Here is a 19,801-nt window from a genome sequence, read left to right on the forward strand (position 1 = left end):
AAAGTCCTGATATGTTAACTGCTTCCCTTACATTAGTATTTCAAATTAAGGTCTACGTGTTTTATGGTCACCGGCTTTCATGGATTCACTCCTTCTTCATAGTTAGCTTTCGTCGGCTCCATTTCTGATATTTTCTTTCCTTTTGCCAATAGCCATATGGCTAATGCTAGTTCCCCTATTATTCCAAGAAAGAATGGCACCAGAACAAATATAGTTTCGTATTCGAGGTAGTTGGCAACCAATAACAAGGCAAAGTTATCGAACAGATAGCCTAGACCTGCCAGCATCACCAATATTCCAATGATTTTGGACATGAACGCTGATTTAAAAACCAAATATCCGAGAAGGAGTAAATGAAAGCCCAAAAAAACGAGTCCGATGAATCCGCCATGATAAATAGCATCCATTAAGAATATCACCTGTGCATGGAATTGGTTTGTTTCCAGCACCTCCAAGTAGATTTCTTGCTGAATCAACTGCAACAAACTTAAAAAATTAAAAATAGATGCTGCTAAAGTTGCGGTGTAGATCAACCTAAACAATGCCGCCAGCAAGGCAAGGCTCTTATCTACCTGTCTTAGTAAAATATAAAGTGCCTAAGTTACGACTACCTCCAAAATAATAACGAGGCTAAAAACTGCAATTCCTAAACGGAATAACAAGTCATTCGCAGTAATGCTAGTTACAGTTGCTGCTGCATCTCCTGGTATAAACAAGCTTCCGAACACGAACATATTGAGAATTAAGGTGGTTAGAATTACTATCAGCAATCCAAGTCCAGCGACTCTTGCATAAAAAAGATGTGATTTTTCGGCAATAATGCTTGTCATTTTGATCTCTCCAATTTTTTTGAATTCAACAATTGACAAAGCAATATAAAACAGTTGTTTTATGCACCGATGTTTTTAACACCCCATATAATGCCACTAAACTTTAAAACTTCCATGACTTCTGGTAATAAGGAATATAAAGTTTTTGGATTTATGAAATCTTCGACTCACCTTCCTAATAAACAGAATTTTCTGAAACCTTTTAATTTAACACTATACCTAAAAGGTATAATTGGCAATATTAATTAACTTTTTTTCTTAAACAACTACGACTGTTCGTAAAGATGCCCAATCACTTTGCGGACATGCGCCGTTTCTCAAATGCTATCGCGAAGATAACCTAAAAAAGCAAAAAATAAGAAGGTAGCCAGCTTGATCCCAAGCTGGCTGCCCTCTTTGATTTTCATTTAATTTTGATTGCTAAATTAGTTCAACTCTCCACCAAATCTTTGGAAGATTTATTGATGTCAAATGCTTGATTGATCTTCACTGCTTCACCTTCATTTAAACGCTTCTTATAGTCAGCTGTCGCAGTGAAAAGGACGTCTGTTGACGAGTTAAGCGCAGTTTCAAATGAATCCTGCAGTACCCCGATGACGAAACCTACACCTACGACTTGCATAGCTACATCCGCAGGAATTCCAAATAAGCTACATGCTAATGGAATCAGCAAAAGGGAACCTCCTGCAACGCCAGAAGCGCCACAAGCACATATAGCTGCCAACACACTCAGGATAATAGCAGTTGGAATGTCCACTTGGATGCCAAGTGTATGCACTGCAGCAAGGGTCAATACAGAAATCGTAACCGCCGCCCCAGCCATATTGACTGTTGCGCCTAATGGGATAGATACGGAATAAGTGTCTTTATCCAAACCTAGCTTTTCGCACAATGTCATATTCACAGGAATATTCGCTGCCGAGCTGCGTGTAAAGAATGCGGTAATGCCGCTTTCTCGTAAGCATCTAAATACAAGTGGATACGGGTTTCTGCGGATGTTGATATAGACGATGATCGGATTGACTACAAGAGCCACAAAAAGCATACATCCAATCAAAAGAATAAGCAATTTCCCGTAGCTTAACAACGATTCAAGACCATTTGTCGTAATCGACTCAATCACTAGACCCATGATACCAAATGGTGCAAGCTTAATAACCCAGCCGACCACTTTGGCAACCGCATCCGAGAAATTAGACACTATATTTTTTGTGGTATCGGCGGCATTTCTCAACGCCAGCCCGAGTACAATCGCCCAAGCTAAAATACCGATATAGTTTGCATTAATCAGCGCATTGACCGGATTATCGACAACATTCAATACCAAAGTTTTAATAACTTCAATCGCACTTCCAGGAGCCGCCATGTCTTCAACCCCCTGAGTAAGAGCTATATTTACGGGGAAAATAAAACTAGCGATTACCGCTATTAATCCCGCTAAAAAAGTTCCTAACAGGTAAAGGAATACAATTGACTTCATATTTGTTTGTTGGCCCTTTTTGTGCTGAGCGATTGATGCCATAACCAAGAACAACACCAATACAGGAGCGATTGCTTTTAATGCGCCTACGAATAATGCGCCAAAAATAGTTAAAGATTTGGCTGCTTCAGGAACTGCAATAGCCAAAATAATCCCAAAAACCAAGCCAATCATTATTTGTTTTACGATACTTATCTGATTCCACATTTTCAATACTTTCATTAAAATTCCCCCTGGTAATTTCTCTTGATGCTACACCCCAACCATTACTGTGCAATTAATTTTTTAGCAAGTAACCTCCTTGAACAGTTGGAAATTTTAAATTTAATTATGTTCTATTCAAAGAAAAGAACGAATTAAACAAAAATTTCTTAAAATCAATTTTTAATTTACCACGGTTTAGGCAATATAGCTAATGTTTTTTTACTCTCCTCTTCTATCTTTTTGATTTTTCGGACACGTTTTTAACAGCACTTCCAAAAAAAGAAGAATAATGCACAAAACATCTCTAAAAGTGTTAAAAAATATTATATGTGCCCCTTATTTGCCATGTATTTTATAACTAAAAGAATTTCCCGAAGAAACGTTTGCATGATCAGTTAGTAACTACCGAAAAGCTGATCAAGTTTGAATTGGTCCCACAAGCTCCACTTCTCGATTAAACTTTCAAGTATGCTCCCGTATAAGAGCCCGCATTTTTGGCGACTTGTGCCGGCGTCCCTTCCGCTACGATATAGCCCCCCGCTTCCCCTCCTTCCGGCCCCAAGTCGATGATCCAATCGGTTTCCTGGATCATTTCCGTATTGTGCTCGACAATGATTACCGTATTGCCGGCGTCCACCAGTTTATTGAGCAATAAGAGCAGCTGTTTGACATCATTCGGATGCAAGCCGGTCGATGGCTCGTCCAGAATATATAAAGTTTGCCCTTTCGCCGGTTTGTTCAACTCCTTGGCGAGTTTAAGCCGTTGAGCTTCCCCGCCAGACAATGTCGTAAGCGTCTGCCCCCATTTCAAATAGCCGAGTCCCACTTCAAGCAGCAAATTTATAGTAGCCATCACTTTCCTATTTTCTGAAAACAGCAACGTGCTTTCTTCAATGCTGAGGTCCAGAATGCTTGAAATGGAATGTCCTTGATACATCACTTCCAGCACTTCCTCTTTAAACCGTTTTCCGCTGCACACCGGACAGATCACTTCCAAGTCCGGCAGGAAATGCATATTGACAAAAACATACCCCATCCCTTGGCAATGCTCACAGCGTCCGCCTTCTGTATTGAAAGAGAAATGTTTTGCGGTCAGCTGCCGCTCTTTCGATTCCGGCAGTTTGGCGAAAAGAGTTCGAAACAATGTATAAACTTCCGTATACGTGGCGACATTGGATCGCTGCATTCTGCTTAGCGCGGATTGGTCGACTGTTACGATCCGGTCAATCGCTTCCATCCCTTCAATTTTGCTGTAGCCTTCTTTTATATGGTCTTCTTCCGCACTTGCTGCCACAACATCAAAAAGCAGCGAAGATTTTCCAGAGCCAGATACACCCGTTACAGCGATAAAACAGCCAAGCGGAAATGAAACCGTAAGGTCTTTCAAATTATTTTTAACAGCGTTATAGACGGTGATTATTTGGCCATTGCCGGCTCTTCGCTCCTGCTTCGGGTGATAGGTTTCTTTTAAATAGGCTCCGGTTACCGAGTGTTCCTGTGCCATCAAGGATTCCAAAGTTCCTTGTCCGACGATTTCACCGCCCCGCAGTCCTGCTCCTGGACCAATATCTACAATCCAATCTGCCTGTTCCATGACATCCACGTCATGTTCAATCACCAGTACCGTATTGTCGAGATCCCTTAATTGTTTTAAGACATTCACGAGCCCTTCGGTGTCTTTTGGATGAAGGCCCGCAGTTGGTTCATCAAGGATGTAGAGAACCCCGGACAAAGCAGAACCAAGAATGGTTGCCAACCGAAGACGCTGTGATTCTCCTCCCGATAACGTGACCGATTGCCGGTCCATGGACAAGTAGCCTAGTCCGACACTAACAATCCGCTCTATTTTCACTTTCAATTCAAAAACAAGTGATCTGGCAATGGAACTTTCCCTCTCCTCTAATTCTCTTGCTATTTCCTGGACCCATCCAAGGATTTCATCCAGCGGCATCCGGGAAACTTCAGAGATTGACTTGCTGGCCACGAACACTTGGCGGCTTTCTCTTTTTAATTTTTCACCACGGCATTCCGGACATATTTGATGATAAAAATAGACGGCTTCGTTTGAAACGCCTTCTCTTTCTCTATATCTCCTCCACATAGCTGTCAATATCCCTTCAAACTTGCCTTTATTGGTTGTTTTTGGAGGAGCTATATCTGGAAAATGTTCCTTAAACTGATCGCTTTCCACCCCGTAATACAGCAAGTCCCGCTGTTCCGGGCTGTAGTCTTTTAACGGCAAATCCATATCAAACTCGAATCCATAATGTTTTGCTGCCGCTTTTAATACAAGGCCGTAATAATCAATGATGTTTTGGAACCAGATTGCTACAGCTCCTTCATTCAAACTTCGTTCTTCATCAAATACCAGTTCTTTCCGGATGCTCAATGTTTTGCCTAAACCAAGGCAAGTTTCACATGCCCCTTCCAAAGTATTAAATGAAAAATGGGCTTTGTTCAGATTTTTCATTTTAAAGCCACAGTTGGAACATGGCATCACGGGACTTCCTTCGTCCAAATCGGTTGGCTTTTTTACCATGGCATGGCAATTCGGACATTCCCGCTCTCCTAATTTTTCATAAATGACCCTCAAGTACGTATACATGTCCGTAACCGTCCCCACTGTAGAACGGGGATTGCGGTTGGCAGTCGTATTTTGGCCAACTCCAACAGACGGCGACAGCCCGATAATCGACCTGACTTTTGGTTTATTGATGAAATTGGTCGTCATGCCGTTCATTTCAAAATACTGCCGCTGGCTTTCCCGCTGGAGGATATCAATTGCCAATGTTGATTTGCCGGAGCCGGAAGGGCCCGTAATCACCACAAACTTGTTTTTGGGTATATTCACCGAGATGTTTTTCAAATTGTTTTCCGCAGCCTCGTTAATCTGAATAAAGTCTGTCATGCCTTCTCCTCCTCTACAGGAATTGTTCAATAGTTTTTCTTATCATAATGGAAAAAGGTTTTGGTTTATATGTAAATTTAGAAGAACAGCATAATTCCTTTTTTAAAGAAAATTTCCTTTTTGTTTAACCCGGCAGTTAGCGGGAATGTGAGTGTCATATGGCATTTTTCATAGTTTCCTTGTTCAGTTAAATAAACTGAAGAGGATATTTTTATTTTTATTCATTATAGAGTTAGCGAAGGAGGAATTTTGCTTGGTTGCTCATCAAATCATTATGTTGTTATTTATCGGTTATATCATCTACACCATCGATTTAAAACGCGAATATTTCCCGGTTCCGGTTGTTCTTGTATTGATTGGCATCGGGCTTTCTTTTATTCCATTTTTTGATTCGCTCCACATTTCAAAGGATATTATATTCAATGTTTTTCTCCCGGCACTACTTTTCACTTCCGCTTATCAGTTCCCGCTCAAGCAACTGAAAAAGAATGCCGGTATAATCGCCGTGCTCAGCACGTTCGGCTTGATGGCGACTGCCTTATTGCTGGGATTCGGCATTTACTTGGTCAGTGCACCGTTTGTTGAGCTGTCAATGACCGCTTCATTTTTGCTGGCGGCAATCCTCATTCCGACAGATCCCGTTTCCGTTACAGCTATTTTAAAACAAAGCACGGGAGAGGAAAAAATCGCGGATGTCGTAGAAGCCGAATCAATGGTCAATGACGGAACGAGTGTCGTTATCTTCACTATTTTCCTGTCGATGTTTGAAACTGGAAATGGCTTTTCGATCGGCAAATTTGTCAGTGAGTTTTTGCTCGTTTCAATTGGCGGCATTGCCATCGGGCTCGTTTTGGGTTGGCTGCTAAGTAAAGCGATTCATTTTACTCACCAAAGAACATATCAAGTGATGTTATCGATCATCGTCGCCTACGGGGGATTTTATATTGCTGAAGCTGTCGGGGTATCAGGAGTGCTCGCCACAGTGGTGGCAGGTATCACGCTCGCTTATGAATTTGGAAGAGTCATCAAAGACGATCATATGAAAGATTCTCTGGACAGTTTTTGGGATATCATCATTCCGTCGGTCCTATCCATACTGTTCTTAATGATTGGGATTCAAGCTACTGATTATTTAGCTTTCCCTTATTGGTGGCTAGCAGTTATTATTTTTATCTTATCGATTGTCGCACGTTTCATCGTACTCGGCGGTTTTATCTATACGGTTCCAGCGTGGAGAAATGAGTTTACAAATGATTTGTCTGCGACTTCATTGCTGACTTGGGCTGGAATTAAAGGAAGCATGTCTATTGCGTTGTTGCTTTGGCTTGAAGGCACTGTTTCGGGTGGAGATAAGCTTATCATCTCTCTGGCGTTTGCCACTGTCCTTCTTTCGCTCGTGCTGCAAAGCGTCGGAATATATCCGCTGACGAAGTTTCTGAACAAAAAGAGCGGATAACTCTTCAATAATAAATAAAGCCGGAGCTTTCATGAAAATGAGCTCCGGCTTTTTTAAATAAGACAACCGTTCTTCCGTATCGCCGCTTTTTTCAGCTTCATCATACCGAAGATCTTCTGTTCCTATCCCTCGCAAAAGCTAAAAGAAGTAGTAGGCAAAACATGAAGAACTTTAGTTCCGCCCAACATTCTGTCCCCTTCCGGAGTGTTTTTCTCTATGAAACTTAGTTTTCCCAGATATGAAATAGTATATTTACTCTGCTTTAATTCTTTTTGATTTATTATAATTCTTTGATTCTCATGAATACAAATCGCCATGGCTTAATTTTCCAGCGCTTAATCTTCTAAAAGAAGGGTAAATTAACATCTGAGGTGATTAAATGAATCAGGAACAAGCAAAATCATTTTTAAAAGAATTAATTCAAATCAAAAGTATCAATCCTCCCGGAAATGAAACAGAGGTCGCAAAAATATTGAAAAACCTTTTTGATGATCATGGCATTGACAACGAGTTTGTGAAATATGATGACAATCGCGCAAATTTAATTGCTCATTTAAAAGGTGAGGAAGAGGGTCCTGCCCTTGGTTTTACTGGCCATATGGATGTTGTCCCGACAGGGGAAATCGAATGGCAGCATGATCCTTTCGCAGCTGAAGAACAAGACGGCAAAATTTATGGGCGCGGTGCCTGCGATATGAAAAGCGGACTTGCTGCATGCGTGCTCGCTATGGTTGCGCTGAAAAAAGAAGGCCTTCCTAAAAAAGGCAGTATTACGCTTTTAGCCACAGTCGGTGAAGAAGCGGGAGCGGTCGGCGCCAAACAGCTGACGGCACTCGGTTATGCTGATCCACTGGATGCCTTGATTGTGGCGGAACCGACTCGAAATCAAATCAAGATTGCCCATAAAGGTGCATTGTGGCCGCAAATTATCACTTATGGAAAAACCGCTCATGGCTCGATGCCTGATATGGGAACGAATGCAGTGATTCATATGAGCGAAATCATCCATAGATTATTAAATGAGGAATTTAAGCTGCAATTTGAAGAAGATGACTTGCTGGGCGGCGCTACTTTCAGCATCAACGTCATCAGCGGCGGATCCAACACGAACGTTGTGCCGGACCAATGTCGAGTGAATATCGATATCCGTACGGTCCCTTCCCAAAACCATCAACAGATCATCGAGCAAATTGAACAAGTCATACAATCAGCGAAAAAAAGATATCCGGATCTTAAAGCTGATATCCGGATATTGAACGACCAGCCTTCTTTGAAAACGACAAGTGTGGATTCTTTTGTCCAGCTGGTTCAAGACACCGTCAAAGCTTCAGGCAGAACAGCTGAGCTCGGCGGAATGACCGGTTATACGGACGGCTCACAATTCTCACAAGCGAAAAAGGACTTTCCTATTATTGTGCTAGGTCCGGGAGATACAAAGCTCGCTCATCAACCGGACGAATATGTAGAAGTAGCTGAATACTTAAGCAGCATTCAACTCTATCAAGACATTGCAAAAAAGTTTTTAACGTAATTGCAATAGCGTTATAAATGAAAAAACCGAGCAGTCTTCTACTGAAGAGTGCTCGGTTTTTGAGAATAGAAATATAAAATTATACTTTCAGTTTCAGCCGGACTTTTAATGAAAACCTTCCCGGCAAATAATTTAAATCTGTTAAATCATCAAATCCATTTCTGCGGTCGTCTGCTCTTTTCACGCTTTTGCATTTCTTCTGCAATCAATTGATAAGATTTCAATTTGTCATAAAAATCATAAGCAATGGTCACGAGCATCACTTCATCCGCGGCATAACCTGCAGCCAGTTCTTCCAGCCTGTCCACCACTTGTTCAGGCGTCCCGACAATCATCCGCTTGCGATTTTCTTCAACCAGCAGCCGTTCAAATTTAGAATAGGGATAATTCATAGCCCTCTCCGGCGGCGGCGTGCCTTTTGACGGCATGCCCTGGGCACCCATCGCAAGAGCCAGATCCATCGAAGAAGCTACGCGTTCTGCCTGTTCTTCTGTTTCCTGGCAGACAACAAATATAGCTACACCTTGGTAAGGTCTACTGCCATCTTTTGATACAAAGTGTTTGCGATAGGCCCGTGAAAACCTCTGCCCCCCTTCTCCGTTGATGAACTGGGCAAACATATAAGAAAGGCCTTTTTCTGCTGCCAGTTCGGCTGAACTTTGGCCAGTCCCAAGTATCCAGATCGGGGGAGCTGAAGTTGTCACAGGCGTCGCTTTCATACCGTAATAGGAATGATCTTTCGGAATAGAATCCGTCAAGTACATCCGTAATTCCTCTACTTGGTCCGGAAAGCGGCTGACGTCCCGTTTGCGCCCTTCATTCAGGGCATAACTTGCTCGTGGCATGCCGCCTGGTGCCCGCCCCACTCCCACATCAATCCGTTGCGGATAAAGCGCTTCGAGCAGCTTGAAGTTTTCCGCTACTTTGAACGCTGAATAATGCGGCAGCATGACACCGCCTGACCCAAGGCGGATGGTAGTGGTCAAAGCACCAAGGTGTGCAACCAACACTTCAGGGGAAGAGCCGGCAAGCGTTGTGGCATCGTGGTGCTCTGAAACCCAAAACCGGGTATACCCCCATTCTTCCGCTTTCTGTGCCAGTACCGCTGTCTGTTTCAAAGCTTCTTGCGGTGAGCTGCCTTCTGATATCGGCGATTGGTCCAAGATACTGTATTTCAATGGTGCCATAAATTTATTGCCTCCTATTTAAGTCACTACATAACCAAGGGAACGCAAAACATTCTTGATGAATAAATGAGAGGATATGAATATATCTTCCCTCTCCGGTTCCTGAAAAAGATCATGATAACACCGTGGCCACTCTTTAAAGCTGAATTCTTTCAATTCCTGCTGCTTCAGCCAGTTCTTTGTATAGGCTTGGTCTGCTATCGCGTCAACTTCGCCTGTGTGGATAAAAATCGGGATATCCGGAAATTGTCCAATACTTTGAACTGTTTGTTTCAAATAAGTCTGCAATTCATGGTACCATCCTACCGTCACACTGGGGTTGTACAGCAAGTCGTCTTTTTCCTGTTCAATTACTTCTTTATTGCGCGTTAAGTCATGGATGTGGATGTTGTGCTCGATTGTCATGTTGGAGGTCAGTTTATGCAGTCCTGTCAATGCAGTCGAAAATTTCGAAGGAGTTTTTATTAAACGCAGCCAAGGAGAACTAAAGACGACACCGGCTATTGGATAAGGGTTCTTGCTTAAGAAATTCATAACAAGAGTTGCTCCAAGGCCATGGGCAACGATAAACACGGGCAGCTGTTCTTCTAAAGCAGCCAGTATGGAGGTCCGGACCGATTCCTCATATGCTGAATAAGATTCTTGATGCGGCTGATTTGCCGGTGCGCCTTTGCCATGGCCGGGCAAATCACCCATAATGACATGGAAACTTTCAGAGCGCCATTGCCCAATTTGCCAAGCATAGCGAAGATGGTGCTCGTAAGCGTTGTGTACGAGTACAATAACAGCTTTTGCTTGTCCTTCAGCTTCCCATTTCCACATCTACTGCACCCCTTTCTTTTCGACTGGAGAGATATCAAATTTGACCTTTGCAACGAATTTGATACGATTATAGATATCTTATCTTTTTTAACGGAGGTTTTCCATGATTTACCCATTCAACGGCAAGCATCCATCTATTCATCCGTCGGTGTTCATCGCTGACCATGCAACTGTCACCGGAGACGTGACCATCGGAGCGGAATCATCCATTTGGTTCAATACCGTCATACGCGGCGACGTAGCTCCCACAATTATCGGCAATAAGACCAATATCCAGGATTTGTGCATGCTGCACCAAAGTCCAGGGAAAACGTTAATTCTTGAAGACAACGTCACCATCGGCCATCAAGTGACACTTCATAGCTGCATTATCCGAAAAGGCGCTTTGATCGGCATGGGGTCTATCATATTAGACGGTGCTGAAGTCGGTGAAGGCGCATTTATTGGAGCCGGCAGCCTCGTTCCGCCCGGAAAAGTCATTCCGCCTGGCATGCTTGCGCTCGGGCGGCCCGCAAAAGTTGTCCGTGAACTCCGGGAAGATGATAAGCAGGACATGGAACGCATTGTCCGGGAATATGCTGAAAAAGGCGCTTATTATAAATCCCTGCAAAAAAATTATTTGGAACAAGAGAAATAACAATACAAAAAGACGATCGGCATAAATGCCTGATCGTCTTTTTTTGTATTTATGCTTGGCCTTTGAAGATGCCTGATTGTTCTCTAAGAACATCCACTTTGTCTGTACGTTCCCATGGAAGGTCGATATCCGTACGGCCGAAATGTCCGTACGCCGCAGTCTGCTTGTAGATTGGACGGCGAAGATCGAGCATTTTGATGATTCCAGCCGGGCGCAAATCGAAGTTTGCACGGACTAGATCGTCTAAAGTCTCTTCATCGACTTTGCCTGTTCCGAATGTATCAAATGCGATGGATACCGGGTGAGCTACACCGATTGCATATGCCAACTGCACTTCACAACGGTCGGCAAGTCCTGCTGCAACGATGTTTTTCGCTACATAGCGAGCTGCATAAGCTGCTGAACGGTCAACTTTTGTTGCGTCCTTACCGGAGAATGCACCACCGCCGTGGCGTGCGTAACCGCCGTAAGTATCAACAATGATTTTTCGTCCTGTAAGGCCTGCGTCACCTTGCGGCCCACCGATTACAAAACGGCCAGTCGGGTTGATGAAGTATTTTGTTTCATCATCGATCAAGTTTTGAGGAACAACTTCATTGATGACATATTCTTTGATGTTGCGCTGAATTTGTTCCAGTGTTACTTCCGGATGATGCTGGGTGGAAATAACGATGGTGTCTACGCGAAGTGGTTTATTGTTTTCATCGTATTCGATGGTAACTTGTGTTTTGCCATCCGGACGCAAGTAAGGAAGAATTTCTTCTTTGCGCACTTGAGCCAATCGGCGTGCTAATTTATGGGCTAAAGAAATCGGAAGAGGCATCAACTCTTCAGTTTCGTTGCACGCGAATCCGAACATCAGACCTTGGTCTCCTGCTCCGATATCGTCTAATTCTTTATCAGTCATTTGGCCTTCACGTGCTTCAAGCGCTACGTTTACTCCAGCAGCGATGTCCGGTGATTGCTCATCGATAGATGTCAGAACTGCGCTTGTTTCTGAGTCAAAGCCATATTTAGCTCGTGTATAGCCGATTTCCCGTACTGTTTCACGTACTACTTTCGGGATATCAACGTAAGTGGAAGTTGTAATCTCCCCTGCAACAAGCACTAACCCTGTCGTTACAGTGGTTTCGCATGCAACTCGTGCATTGGGATCTTCTGCTAAAATGGCATCCAGGATGGCATCTGAAATCTGGTCACAGATTTTATCCGGATGTCCTTCTGTTACTGATTCTGATGTGAATAATCGACGGTTTTTCAAAATGTGTTTCCTCCTTATATCCTGCGAGATTGCTCTCGAAATTGATACGGTACTCGTTTCCCATGTCAAGTCCGTTCCCTGAGGATTGAACTTCAAGCCGTTGTGGCCTTTGTACACGAGGATTAAGGGCAATTTCATAAAAAAATCCCATCCATCATTTGCATGTGGAAAGGAGAAATCATCATAAGCACCTTTCACTCTTATCGTCCAAGGTTGAGTTCCTTGCTTCAGGTTTGGCACCTTCTCTGCAATCTGCAGCAGGTTGCCGGGTTTCATAGGGCCTGTCCCCTCCACCAGCTCGGAATAAGAGTATCCGTTCAATTTTTCATCATACGGAAAGTATAATGTTATGTCAACGTTTTTCCACCAATCTGCCCATATAAAATCATTAATCGGTCACAATACATTGCTCAAGATCACTAAATGTATTTTTTTCATTACAATCAGTTATTAGTATAGACTAATGGTCTTAATGTGTTATACTAATGTTCGAATATACATCCTCCCCATCACCATGGGAATAACCGAAAAGGAAGGTACATATAAATGAATCCAGTGAACTTCGCAAACAACTTAAAGGATCTTTTAAATGGCCAAAATGTGCACGTCCAGCTTTCAGTTCCACAATTAGTGGAAGCAGCAACATCACGTGGGGAAGCCGTATTGACTCGAGAAGGTGCTGTCAAAGCCGAAACCGGCAAATACACAGGCCGCTCGCCTAAAGACAAGTATATAGTAGAAGAAGACATTTCAAAAGACAAAATTGATTGGGGCCCTGTCAATCGTCCAATTTCTTCTGATGTTTTTGAAAACTTATATAACAAAGTAATTGAGCATTTGAAACAACAGGATGCTTTATACGTTTTCAAAGGCTTTGCAGGAGCAGACCCAGAGTCTCGTTTGGCTATCCAAACGATCAATGAGTACGCTTGGCACAATCTGTTCGCCCACCAATTATTCATCCGTCCGACCACAGAAGAGCTTGCGGCGCATGAAGCGGAATTTACAGTTGTCTATGCTCCAACATTCCAAGCTGATCCGGCAGTAGACGGCACGGATTCTGAAACGTTCATTATCGTTTCAATGGAGAAAAAAATCATTTTGATCGGCGGCACTGAGTATGCCGGCGAAATGAAAAAATCCATCTTCTCCATCATGAACTACATCTTGCCTGAAAAAGGGATCCTTCCTATGCACTGTTCAGCTAACGTTGGCCACGAAGGCGACGTAGCATTATTCTTCGGATTATCCGGGACAGGAAAAACAACTTTATCAGCAGATGAAGACCGCAAACTGATCGGTGACGACGAGCACGGCTGGTCGGATAACGGTGTCTTCAATATTGAAGGCGGCTGCTATGCGAAAACAATCAACCTTACCCGTGAACACGAACCGCAAATCTATGATGCTATCCGTTTCGGTGCTGTTCTTGAAAACGTTGTCGTTGACGAAGAAACACGCATTCCGGATTATCACGATGGATCATTGACTGAAAACACGCGTGCAGCCTACCCGATCCAGGCAATTGACAATATTGTGGATCCTTCGGTAGCAGGACATCCGAAAACGATCGTTTTCCTGACGGCTGATGCATTCGGCGTATTGCCTCCAATCAGCAAATTGACGAAAGAACAAGCCATGTATCATTTCTTAAGCGGCTACACTTCTAAATTAGCTGGAACAGAACGCGGCGTTACTTCGCCGGAAGCAACATTCTCAACTTGCTTCGGATCACCTTTCCTTCCATTGCATGCGACAGTATACGCTGAAATGCTTGGACAAAAAATCGACGAGCACGGTGTTGATGTATTCCTTGTGAATACGGGCTGGACTGGCGGCGAATACGGAGTCGGCAGCCGTATGAAGTTATCATACACACGCACAATGGTGCGCGCTGCAATCAAAGGTGAACTTCATGACATTGAGACTGATCAAGAAGAAATCTTTGGTCTGCAAATTCCAAAACAAATAACCGGCGTTCCTTCTGACATCTTGAACCCGCGCAATGCATGGGCAGACAAAGAAGCTTACGACCAAAAAGCAAAAGAACTTTCACAGAAATTCCAGGACAACTTCAAAAAATTCGGCACCGTTTCAGCTGACATCAGCGTTCAAGGCGGCCCGGCAAAAATCTAATAAGCATGTTAAAAAAGCTATCCTTTGTGGATAGCTTTTTTCAATAAAAATTTATAAACTCCCTTAATTCACATATTAAATCGATCTTGGTTGAAGCCCTTGCATCTGTCTCTTTCTCTGCATCGCTTCGCTAGCTTCGTCGCAAAGGTGATGGCCGAACTGCTTTCGGCCATCACTTTTCCTGCCTTCTCATCCATTCTGTCAGTGCTTTTACAGTTTTGCGGTTGGCAGCTGGCGGGAAGAAATGGGTGTATTCCGGAAAATACCAAGTTTCATGCGGATGGCTGTTCATCTTTAATGCTTCTTCCAGTAGATATGCTTGTCCCGGGGATACATTCTCGTCTTTAAGGCCATGAATAATTAAAACAGGGGCTTTCGCTTCATCCAGCCGCAGCAAAGGATTACGCTCTTCATAAGCGGTCAAAGCCGTATTGGGTGTGCCTCCGTATAACCTTTTCATCATACGCCGCATATCAGGCCGTTCCTTATAGGTTAAGACCGTATCGGTCACGCCTGCCCAAGTTACAACTGATGTGATGTCTTCTCTTAACACAGCGGTCCATAAAGCCATGATGCCACCACGTGAAAAAGCCAGAATATGTACCCTTTCGTTGCAGAATTTCTTTAATACATCCACTGCGTATACTGCATCCCATCTGTCTGCTCCGCCAAATTCATCCCGGCCTTGCCCTCCACGGTTGCCTCTATAATATGGAGCAAATACGACAAACCCTTGAGCTGCAAATTGAGCGATTCGGGCAGGACGCACCATTCCAATTGACTGGATGCCGCCCCTTAGATAAAGAATGCCGCCCCGATTGCCGGGCTTTTTCGGTTCAGCCAGCAGACCTTTCACCTTTAGGCCATCTGACCAATATACGATTTCTGTCAGCCGGACATTCGGATTTGGCGATGGATAGATTTTTTTCGATTCAATCGTCCCATTTTCCAAGTTGCTTCACCTTCTTTATAATTTCCTTCATTCCTGCGTCTTTCATCAAAAAACTGAACCTATCATTAAGATCAAGTTGTTCCATTAAAACAACTCCTTCGGTTTCCATCAAAGTGATGGTTTCCAACCGTTCTACCTCTGCAATAAAAACGGTTTTGCAAAACGGTTTTTCTGAAAAAATCATATACTCGGCAAACCATTCCAAATTGCCGATTACAGCACCGGTCTCTTCGTATACTTCCCTAACCGCCGCCTGTGCTAAACTTTCGCCAGGCTCTGCTTTGCCGCCTGGGAATTCAAGGCCGCGTGTTTTATGCTTTGTCAGCACCCACTTGCCGCCATATTTGCAGATCACCAATACATGTCTGCTTTCAAGCGGAAAGATTCCAAGCTCAAAAGACAGCTTGCACAGATTGCCGTTCAAGTCTATGTATTCCATACATTCACCTCTTGGACATCAGAAAAGCGTACACTGATTAACAGTGTACGCTTCTGTATCTCTATTTTACTTCTTTTCACCCAAAAATGCTGATAACATCCAAGAATGTTTTTCTAAGTTTTGGTGAATAGCATTCAACATGTCTTCTGTCATATCATCATTGTCTTCTGCTGCCAGGTCCATGCCTTTTTTCAACGATTTCATGATTTTATCGTAGTCAGACACAACCGTCTTCACCATTGCATCTGAATCTTCTTTGCTTGTGGCTTCATCTACCACCGACAGTTCCAACTGCTCTTTCATGGTAGCCACCGGCTTGCCGCCAAGAGCTAACAACCGCTCCGCAATTTCATCCATATATTGAGTTGCCTCATTATACAATTCCTCAAATTTCACATGTAAAGTGAAGAATTGATGGCCTTTCACATACCAGTGAAAGTTATGTAATTTCGTGTAAACTACTGACCATGTTGCGACTTGCACGTTTAATTCCTTGTTTAATTCCGTTGACATTCAAATCACTCTCCATTGTTTTTAATAAGCTAACATACTTTATTTATACCTCTCTTCTGCTTACAATAAACATAATGACAATTCTTCAGAAAGAAGCTGACCCCATATGAAGACCATAATGCTTAAGATCATACGCTTTTATCAGCGGTTCATCTCTCCCTTATCCCCTCCAAGCTGCCGTTTTTACCCGACTTGTTCCCATTATGGAATCGAAGCAGTTGAAAAGCATGGTGCTATAAAAGGAGGATATTTAACAGCTAGACGTATCCTGAAATGCCATCCATTCAATAAAGGCGGAGTCGACTTTGTTCCGGAAAAATGGCCACCAAAAAAATAATTGGTGGTTTTTCTTGTGTTTTCAAAAGAAATCGTGTAACATTCATTTTGTTCTCAAAACGTAATCGTTACAATTTGGAGGTATAAAATGAAAAAACTGATTCCATTACTTGTCCTTATTCTTATATTGGCTGCCTGCGGCAATCCTGCAGGTGAAACGCAAACTGAAGCTGAAGATGATTCAAAACTGCAAGTCAAAACGACTGTCTATCCGCTTACATATTTTACTGAACGCATTGGCGGTGAACGTGTTTCTGTCGAATCGGTTTATCCAGCTGGGGCAAACGAACACAGCTTTGAACCTACACAGCAAGACATGATCGCGCTCGCAGAAGCGGATTTGATGTTCTATATCGGCTTAGGTTTGGAAGGATTCATTGACAGTGCGAAAAAAACGCTCAGCAATGAGAATGTTGAATTTATCGCTACTGCTGATTCTATTAGCGATGAAGAACTGGCCGCTGCCAGCCATTCTGAGGAAGAATATAGTGAAGAGGGCCACGCAGAAGAAAGCCATGAAGAAGGCCACGAAGGCCATAACCATGGCTCTACAGATCCGCATGTGTGGATGTCTCCTGTTCTTAGCCAAAAATTAGCGGAGTCCATCAAAGATTCATTGACTGAAGCGGATCCGGAAGGTGCAGAAACTTACGAAAGCAATTACGCTCAATTAATAACTGAGCTTGAAGCATTGGACCAGTCGTTCGCCGACCTTTCCAAACGTGTCGATAAGGATACTTTCTTTGTTTCTCATTCAGCATTTGGCTATATTGCTGAACCATATGGCTTTAACCAAGTGGCAGTAGCCGGACTAAACAGCCAGGATGAGCCGTCTCAAAAAGAACTGACTGAAATTGTTGATATGGCAAAAGAAAAAGATATCCAGTATATTGTTTTTGAACAGAATGTTTCTTCGAATCTAACCAAAGTCATTCAAAAAGAAGTGGGTGCAGAAGCTGTTCAAATGCATAATTTGGGCGTCTTGACGCAAGAAAATATCGACAACGGTGAAACGTATTTCACATTGATGGAAAAGAACTTACAGACCTTGGAAACAGTATTGAAATAAAGGCCGCAGAAGGACGTATTCCGATAGGAGTACGCCCTTTTTTGTTTATAATGAAATTAGAAATGGTTGCACCATCAAAGTTCACAGAAAGGAGAAGTTATGAAATCTGAAAAAGACGCCGTGAAAACAGTTGATGAATACATCGCCCAATGCCCTATGGATATCCAGGAAACGCTTGAAAATTTACGGAAACTGATCAAAGAAGAGGCTCCTCAAGCAGAAGAGAAAATCAGTTATCAAATGCCGACATTTTATCTGCACGGAAACCTTGTCCACTTTGCAGCTTTCAAAAATCATATCGGCTTTTATCCTACACCCACCGGCATCACCGCTTTTGAAAATGAATTATCCAAGTATAAAAGCGCCAAGGGGTCCGTCCAATTTCCGTTGCATGACCCTTTGCCATTAGATCTGATCCGGCAAATTGTCAGGTACAGAGTAGAAGAAAATCTGAAAAAATCCAAAAACTAACCGCAATAAAACAGCCAATCTGTCATCACTTCAACTAAAAGTTGTGATGGCAGATTGGCTGTTTGCTTTTGCATATGAGCAAATCTTCATTTCATTTTCTGAGCTTAGTTTCTTCTGCATAAATTAATCCTTCAGCAGCTCTTTTAAAAACTTTTCCCGGTGATCCAGAAAGTATTTCGTAATTTTATAATGGCCTGTTTCCTCATAACTGATTTCTTCAATGGCTTCGCCGTCAAAACTTAAAATCTGGGCGTCTGGATAGCCCAGAAGAATCGGGGAATGCGTGGCGATGATAAATTGGCATTCTTCCTGTTGCACCAATTCATGCAGTATGCGCAGGAACGTCAGCTGGCGCTGCGGCGACAATGCCGCTTCCGGCTGATCGAAAGGTAAAACCAATCATTAATACAGAAGCAATCCACCGCAAACGCTCACCTCAGCGACTGTCTTATTCTTTGCTCTTTAAACGCCGGACTTCTTCCTCTAGAACTGAAATGCGGGCTTCCAAGCTTTTTTGAGGAGCAGACTTTCTCTTTACCAAAACTAAAACCGCACCAATGATGAGAACTAAAACAATCCAAAACAATAATGGAGAAAGAGCTATTAAAGTACTCAAAATCTTGCCTCCTCTTAAGTTCTCTTATTCAATAGATTATATACGAAAACAGCTGGAAATAGTTTCAATTTCCAGTACCCCTATTTATAAAATAAAACACATCCTCCAGCAAAGAAGATGTGTTTACCTATCATTCCTTCTATCAAAATTCTTTACTCCACTCTTCATCTTCCAATATTTCTCCCGTTTCGGCTACATACCCCACAATTAATATGCCATGCTGCAAATGGCCTTTATTTTGAAGAAAAGAAATAAATTCTGCAAACCGCTGCTCATCTTCAGTTTCTTTATTTCTTGGAATGGATAGACGGACAACTGGGTTGACAGCATACTCTTTATAGCTCCCCGGATGTAAAGGATCGATAGCCAATTCACGGCCGATCAAATCATCAAAAAAGACATGGAATTCGGTTGTTTCTCCAAACTGCTGTTGTATATACGGACGAATTTCACGTTCCAATTCAGCTGCCCATTTCTTAGAAACAAATGTATCTACCATTCCTTGGTTTTCTTCATCATAATAAATCAGAAATTCTACAGAATCCTTTTTGTGGCGAACCTTTGCTGCATATTCAAACGTAAAATTGCCCATATTATCATACAAAACGTCGTATATTTCAAAGTTCTCATTAAAATTTTCTTCTATATATACTTCCGCCTGATTTATAATCTTTTCTTCTTCATCTTTATCCGGCTTCATGCCCCAAACAAACGAAACAATTAACAGTCCTATTGCGATTCCAATGAAAGCGAAAATAACCAATGCAACCTGAATGGCTTTCTTCAAGCAAACACCCCTTTTCAAATGAAATGAGCTTGGATGGAATTAGCTTACACCTTTATTCTGAGTAAGACTGGATTTCCATGCATTAAGTTCCAATTCCTTCATTGCTCATAAGCAGATTTAGCATAATAACTTTTGCATTTTAATGCATGCTTATATTTTTGCCTAA

Annotated in this window: 17 protein-coding genes, 2 pseudogenes and 1 riboswitch; of the genes and pseudogenes, 7 read left to right on the plus strand and 12 right to left on the minus strand. The window is 42.7% G+C overall.

Annotated elements, in window-relative coordinates; all coding sequences use genetic code 11:
• Positions 1-77: 77 nt before the first annotated feature.
• The 3 genes and pseudogenes from AC3AQ9_RS07325 to uvrA all read right to left on the minus strand — a co-directional run bounded on the left by AC3AQ9_RS07325 (position 78) and on the right by uvrA (position 5,422).
• Positions 78-830 (minus strand): annotated as a pseudogene (locus AC3AQ9_RS07325) (DUF4386 domain-containing protein).
• Between the two features lie 430 nt (positions 831-1,260).
• Positions 1,261-2,532, minus strand: a complete 1,272-nt coding sequence (gene sstT / locus AC3AQ9_RS07330) for a serine/threonine transporter SstT (protein WP_488306764.1) — start codon at positions 2,530-2,532, stop codon at positions 1,261-1,263.
• A gap of 436 nt (positions 2,533-2,968) precedes the next feature.
• On the minus strand, positions 2,969-5,422 hold the full coding sequence (gene uvrA, locus AC3AQ9_RS07335) for an excinuclease ABC subunit UvrA (protein WP_488306765.1): 2,454 nt from the start codon (positions 5,420-5,422) through the stop codon (positions 2,969-2,971).
• Between the two features lie 253 nt (positions 5,423-5,675).
• Between uvrA and AC3AQ9_RS07340 the strand changes: the two genes are divergently transcribed.
• Positions 5,676-6,878, plus strand: a complete 1,203-nt coding sequence (locus tag AC3AQ9_RS07340; RefSeq protein ID WP_488306766.1) for a cation:proton antiporter — start codon at positions 5,676-5,678, stop codon at positions 6,876-6,878.
• Between the two features lie 379 nt (positions 6,879-7,257).
• The gene (locus AC3AQ9_RS07345) at positions 7,258-8,409 is read left to right on the plus strand and encodes a M20 family metallopeptidase (RefSeq protein ID WP_488306767.1); all 1,152 of its coding nucleotides are present in this window, start codon (positions 7,258-7,260) and stop codon (positions 8,407-8,409) included.
• A 149-nt stretch (positions 8,410-8,558) separates the two neighbouring features.
• Here AC3AQ9_RS07345 and AC3AQ9_RS07350 read toward each other — a convergent pair whose 3' ends face one another.
• The gene (locus AC3AQ9_RS07350) at positions 8,559-9,596 is read right to left on the minus strand and encodes an LLM class flavin-dependent oxidoreductase (protein ID WP_488306768.1); all 1,038 of its coding nucleotides are present in this window, start codon (positions 9,594-9,596) and stop codon (positions 8,559-8,561) included.
• Positions 9,597-9,614: 18 nt separating this feature from the next.
• On the minus strand, positions 9,615-10,418 hold the full coding sequence (locus tag AC3AQ9_RS07355) for an alpha/beta fold hydrolase (protein ID WP_488306769.1): 804 nt from the start codon (positions 10,416-10,418) through the stop codon (positions 9,615-9,617).
• Between the two features lie 103 nt (positions 10,419-10,521).
• Here AC3AQ9_RS07355 and AC3AQ9_RS07360 point away from each other — a divergent pair, with 103 nt between their 5' ends.
• Complete coding sequence (locus AC3AQ9_RS07360) at positions 10,522-11,055, plus strand: gamma carbonic anhydrase (RefSeq protein ID WP_488306770.1); 534 nt, start codon at positions 10,522-10,524, stop codon at positions 11,053-11,055.
• Between the two features lie 49 nt (positions 11,056-11,104).
• Here the strand turns inward: AC3AQ9_RS07360 and metK are convergent, their stop codons facing one another.
• Complete coding sequence (gene metK / locus AC3AQ9_RS07365; protein ID WP_488306771.1) at positions 11,105-12,316, minus strand: methionine adenosyltransferase; 1,212 nt, start codon at positions 12,314-12,316, stop codon at positions 11,105-11,107.
• Positions 12,317-12,513: 197 nt separating this feature from the next.
• Positions 12,514-12,626, minus strand: a riboswitch (SAM riboswitch).
• 236 nt (positions 12,627-12,862) lie between these two features.
• Here metK and pckA point away from each other — a divergent pair.
• Positions 12,863-14,452, plus strand: coding sequence for a phosphoenolpyruvate carboxykinase (ATP) (gene pckA / locus AC3AQ9_RS07370; RefSeq protein ID WP_488306772.1), 1,590 nt, complete (start codon positions 12,863-12,865; stop codon positions 14,450-14,452).
• A 172-nt stretch (positions 14,453-14,624) separates the two neighbouring features.
• Here pckA and AC3AQ9_RS07375 read toward each other — a convergent pair whose 3' ends face one another.
• The 3 genes from AC3AQ9_RS07375 to AC3AQ9_RS07385 form a co-directional block, all read right to left on the minus strand.
• On the minus strand, positions 14,625-15,404 hold the full coding sequence (locus AC3AQ9_RS07375; protein ID WP_488306773.1) for an alpha/beta hydrolase family protein: 780 nt from the start codon (positions 15,402-15,404) through the stop codon (positions 14,625-14,627).
• Positions 15,385-15,843, minus strand: coding sequence for an RNA deprotection pyrophosphohydrolase (gene ytkD, locus AC3AQ9_RS07380; protein WP_488306774.1), 459 nt, complete (start codon positions 15,841-15,843; stop codon positions 15,385-15,387). The genes AC3AQ9_RS07375 and ytkD overlap by 20 nt, the downstream gene beginning before the upstream one ends.
• 66 nt (positions 15,844-15,909) lie before the next feature.
• A complete protein-coding gene (locus AC3AQ9_RS07385) occupies positions 15,910-16,356 on the minus strand; it encodes a Dps family protein (protein WP_488306775.1) in 447 nt (148 codons plus the stop codon).
• Positions 16,357-16,462: 106 nt separating this feature from the next.
• Here AC3AQ9_RS07385 and yidD point away from each other — a divergent pair, with 106 nt between their 5' ends.
• The 3 genes from yidD (at position 16,463) to AC3AQ9_RS07400 (ending at position 18,232) form a co-directional block, all read left to right on the plus strand.
• On the plus strand, positions 16,463-16,693 hold the full coding sequence (yidD, locus tag AC3AQ9_RS07390) for a membrane protein insertion efficiency factor YidD (RefSeq protein ID WP_488306776.1): 231 nt from the start codon (positions 16,463-16,465) through the stop codon (positions 16,691-16,693).
• A gap of 87 nt (positions 16,694-16,780) precedes the next feature.
• A complete protein-coding gene (locus tag AC3AQ9_RS07395; protein ID WP_488306777.1) occupies positions 16,781-17,761 on the plus strand; it encodes a metal ABC transporter solute-binding protein, Zn/Mn family in 981 nt (326 codons plus the stop codon).
• Between the two features lie 99 nt (positions 17,762-17,860).
• Complete coding sequence (locus AC3AQ9_RS07400) at positions 17,861-18,232, plus strand: iron chaperone (RefSeq protein ID WP_488306778.1); 372 nt, start codon at positions 17,861-17,863, stop codon at positions 18,230-18,232.
• A gap of 123 nt (positions 18,233-18,355) precedes the next feature.
• Here AC3AQ9_RS07400 and AC3AQ9_RS07405 read toward each other — a convergent pair.
• The 3 genes and pseudogenes from AC3AQ9_RS07405 to AC3AQ9_RS07415 all read right to left on the minus strand — a co-directional run.
• Positions 18,356-18,616 (minus strand): annotated as a pseudogene (locus AC3AQ9_RS07405) (AAA family ATPase); the annotation flags it as partial.
• A gap of 64 nt (positions 18,617-18,680) precedes the next feature.
• Complete coding sequence (locus AC3AQ9_RS07410) at positions 18,681-18,848, minus strand: hypothetical protein (RefSeq protein ID WP_488306779.1); 168 nt, start codon at positions 18,846-18,848, stop codon at positions 18,681-18,683.
• 142 nt (positions 18,849-18,990) lie between these two features.
• Positions 18,991-19,635 (minus strand): hypothetical protein, encoded by a 645-nt coding sequence (locus AC3AQ9_RS07415; protein WP_488306780.1) that lies wholly within the window; start codon positions 19,633-19,635, stop codon positions 18,991-18,993.
• Between the last annotated feature and the right edge of the window lie 166 nt (positions 19,636-19,801).

This window comes from Planococcus sp. VCh962 (genome assembly GCF_057748275.1).

Excerpts from the sequence above, each read along its gene's own strand:
- sstT (WP_488306764.1), bottom strand. The coding sequence starts at position 2,532 with ATGAAAGTATTGAAAATGTGGAATCAGATAAGTATCGTAAAACAAATA.
- uvrA (WP_488306765.1), bottom strand. The coding sequence starts at position 5,422 with ATGACAGACTTTATTCAGATTAACGAGGCTGCGGAAAACAATTTGAAA.
- AC3AQ9_RS07345 (WP_488306767.1), top strand. The coding sequence starts at position 7,258 with ATGAATCAGGAACAAGCAAAATCATTTTTAAAAGAATTAATTCAAATC.
- AC3AQ9_RS07350 (WP_488306768.1), bottom strand. The coding sequence starts at position 9,596 with ATGGCACCATTGAAATACAGTATCTTGGACCAATCGCCGATATCAGAA.
- AC3AQ9_RS07355 (WP_488306769.1), bottom strand. The coding sequence starts at position 10,418 with ATGTGGAAATGGGAAGCTGAAGGACAAGCAAAAGCTGTTATTGTACTC.
- AC3AQ9_RS07360 (WP_488306770.1), top strand. The coding sequence starts at position 10,522 with ATGATTTACCCATTCAACGGCAAGCATCCATCTATTCATCCGTCGGTG.
- pckA (WP_488306772.1), top strand. The coding sequence starts at position 12,863 with ATGAATCCAGTGAACTTCGCAAACAACTTAAAGGATCTTTTAAATGGC.
- ytkD (WP_488306774.1), bottom strand. The coding sequence starts at position 15,843 with ATGGAATACATAGACTTGAACGGCAATCTGTGCAAGCTGTCTTTTGAG.
- AC3AQ9_RS07385 (WP_488306775.1), bottom strand. The coding sequence starts at position 16,356 with ATGTCAACGGAATTAAACAAGGAATTAAACGTGCAAGTCGCAACATGG.
- yidD (WP_488306776.1), top strand. The coding sequence starts at position 16,463 with ATGAAGACCATAATGCTTAAGATCATACGCTTTTATCAGCGGTTCATC.
- AC3AQ9_RS07395 (WP_488306777.1), top strand. The coding sequence starts at position 16,781 with ATGAAAAAACTGATTCCATTACTTGTCCTTATTCTTATATTGGCTGCC.
- AC3AQ9_RS07400 (WP_488306778.1), top strand. The coding sequence starts at position 17,861 with ATGAAATCTGAAAAAGACGCCGTGAAAACAGTTGATGAATACATCGCC.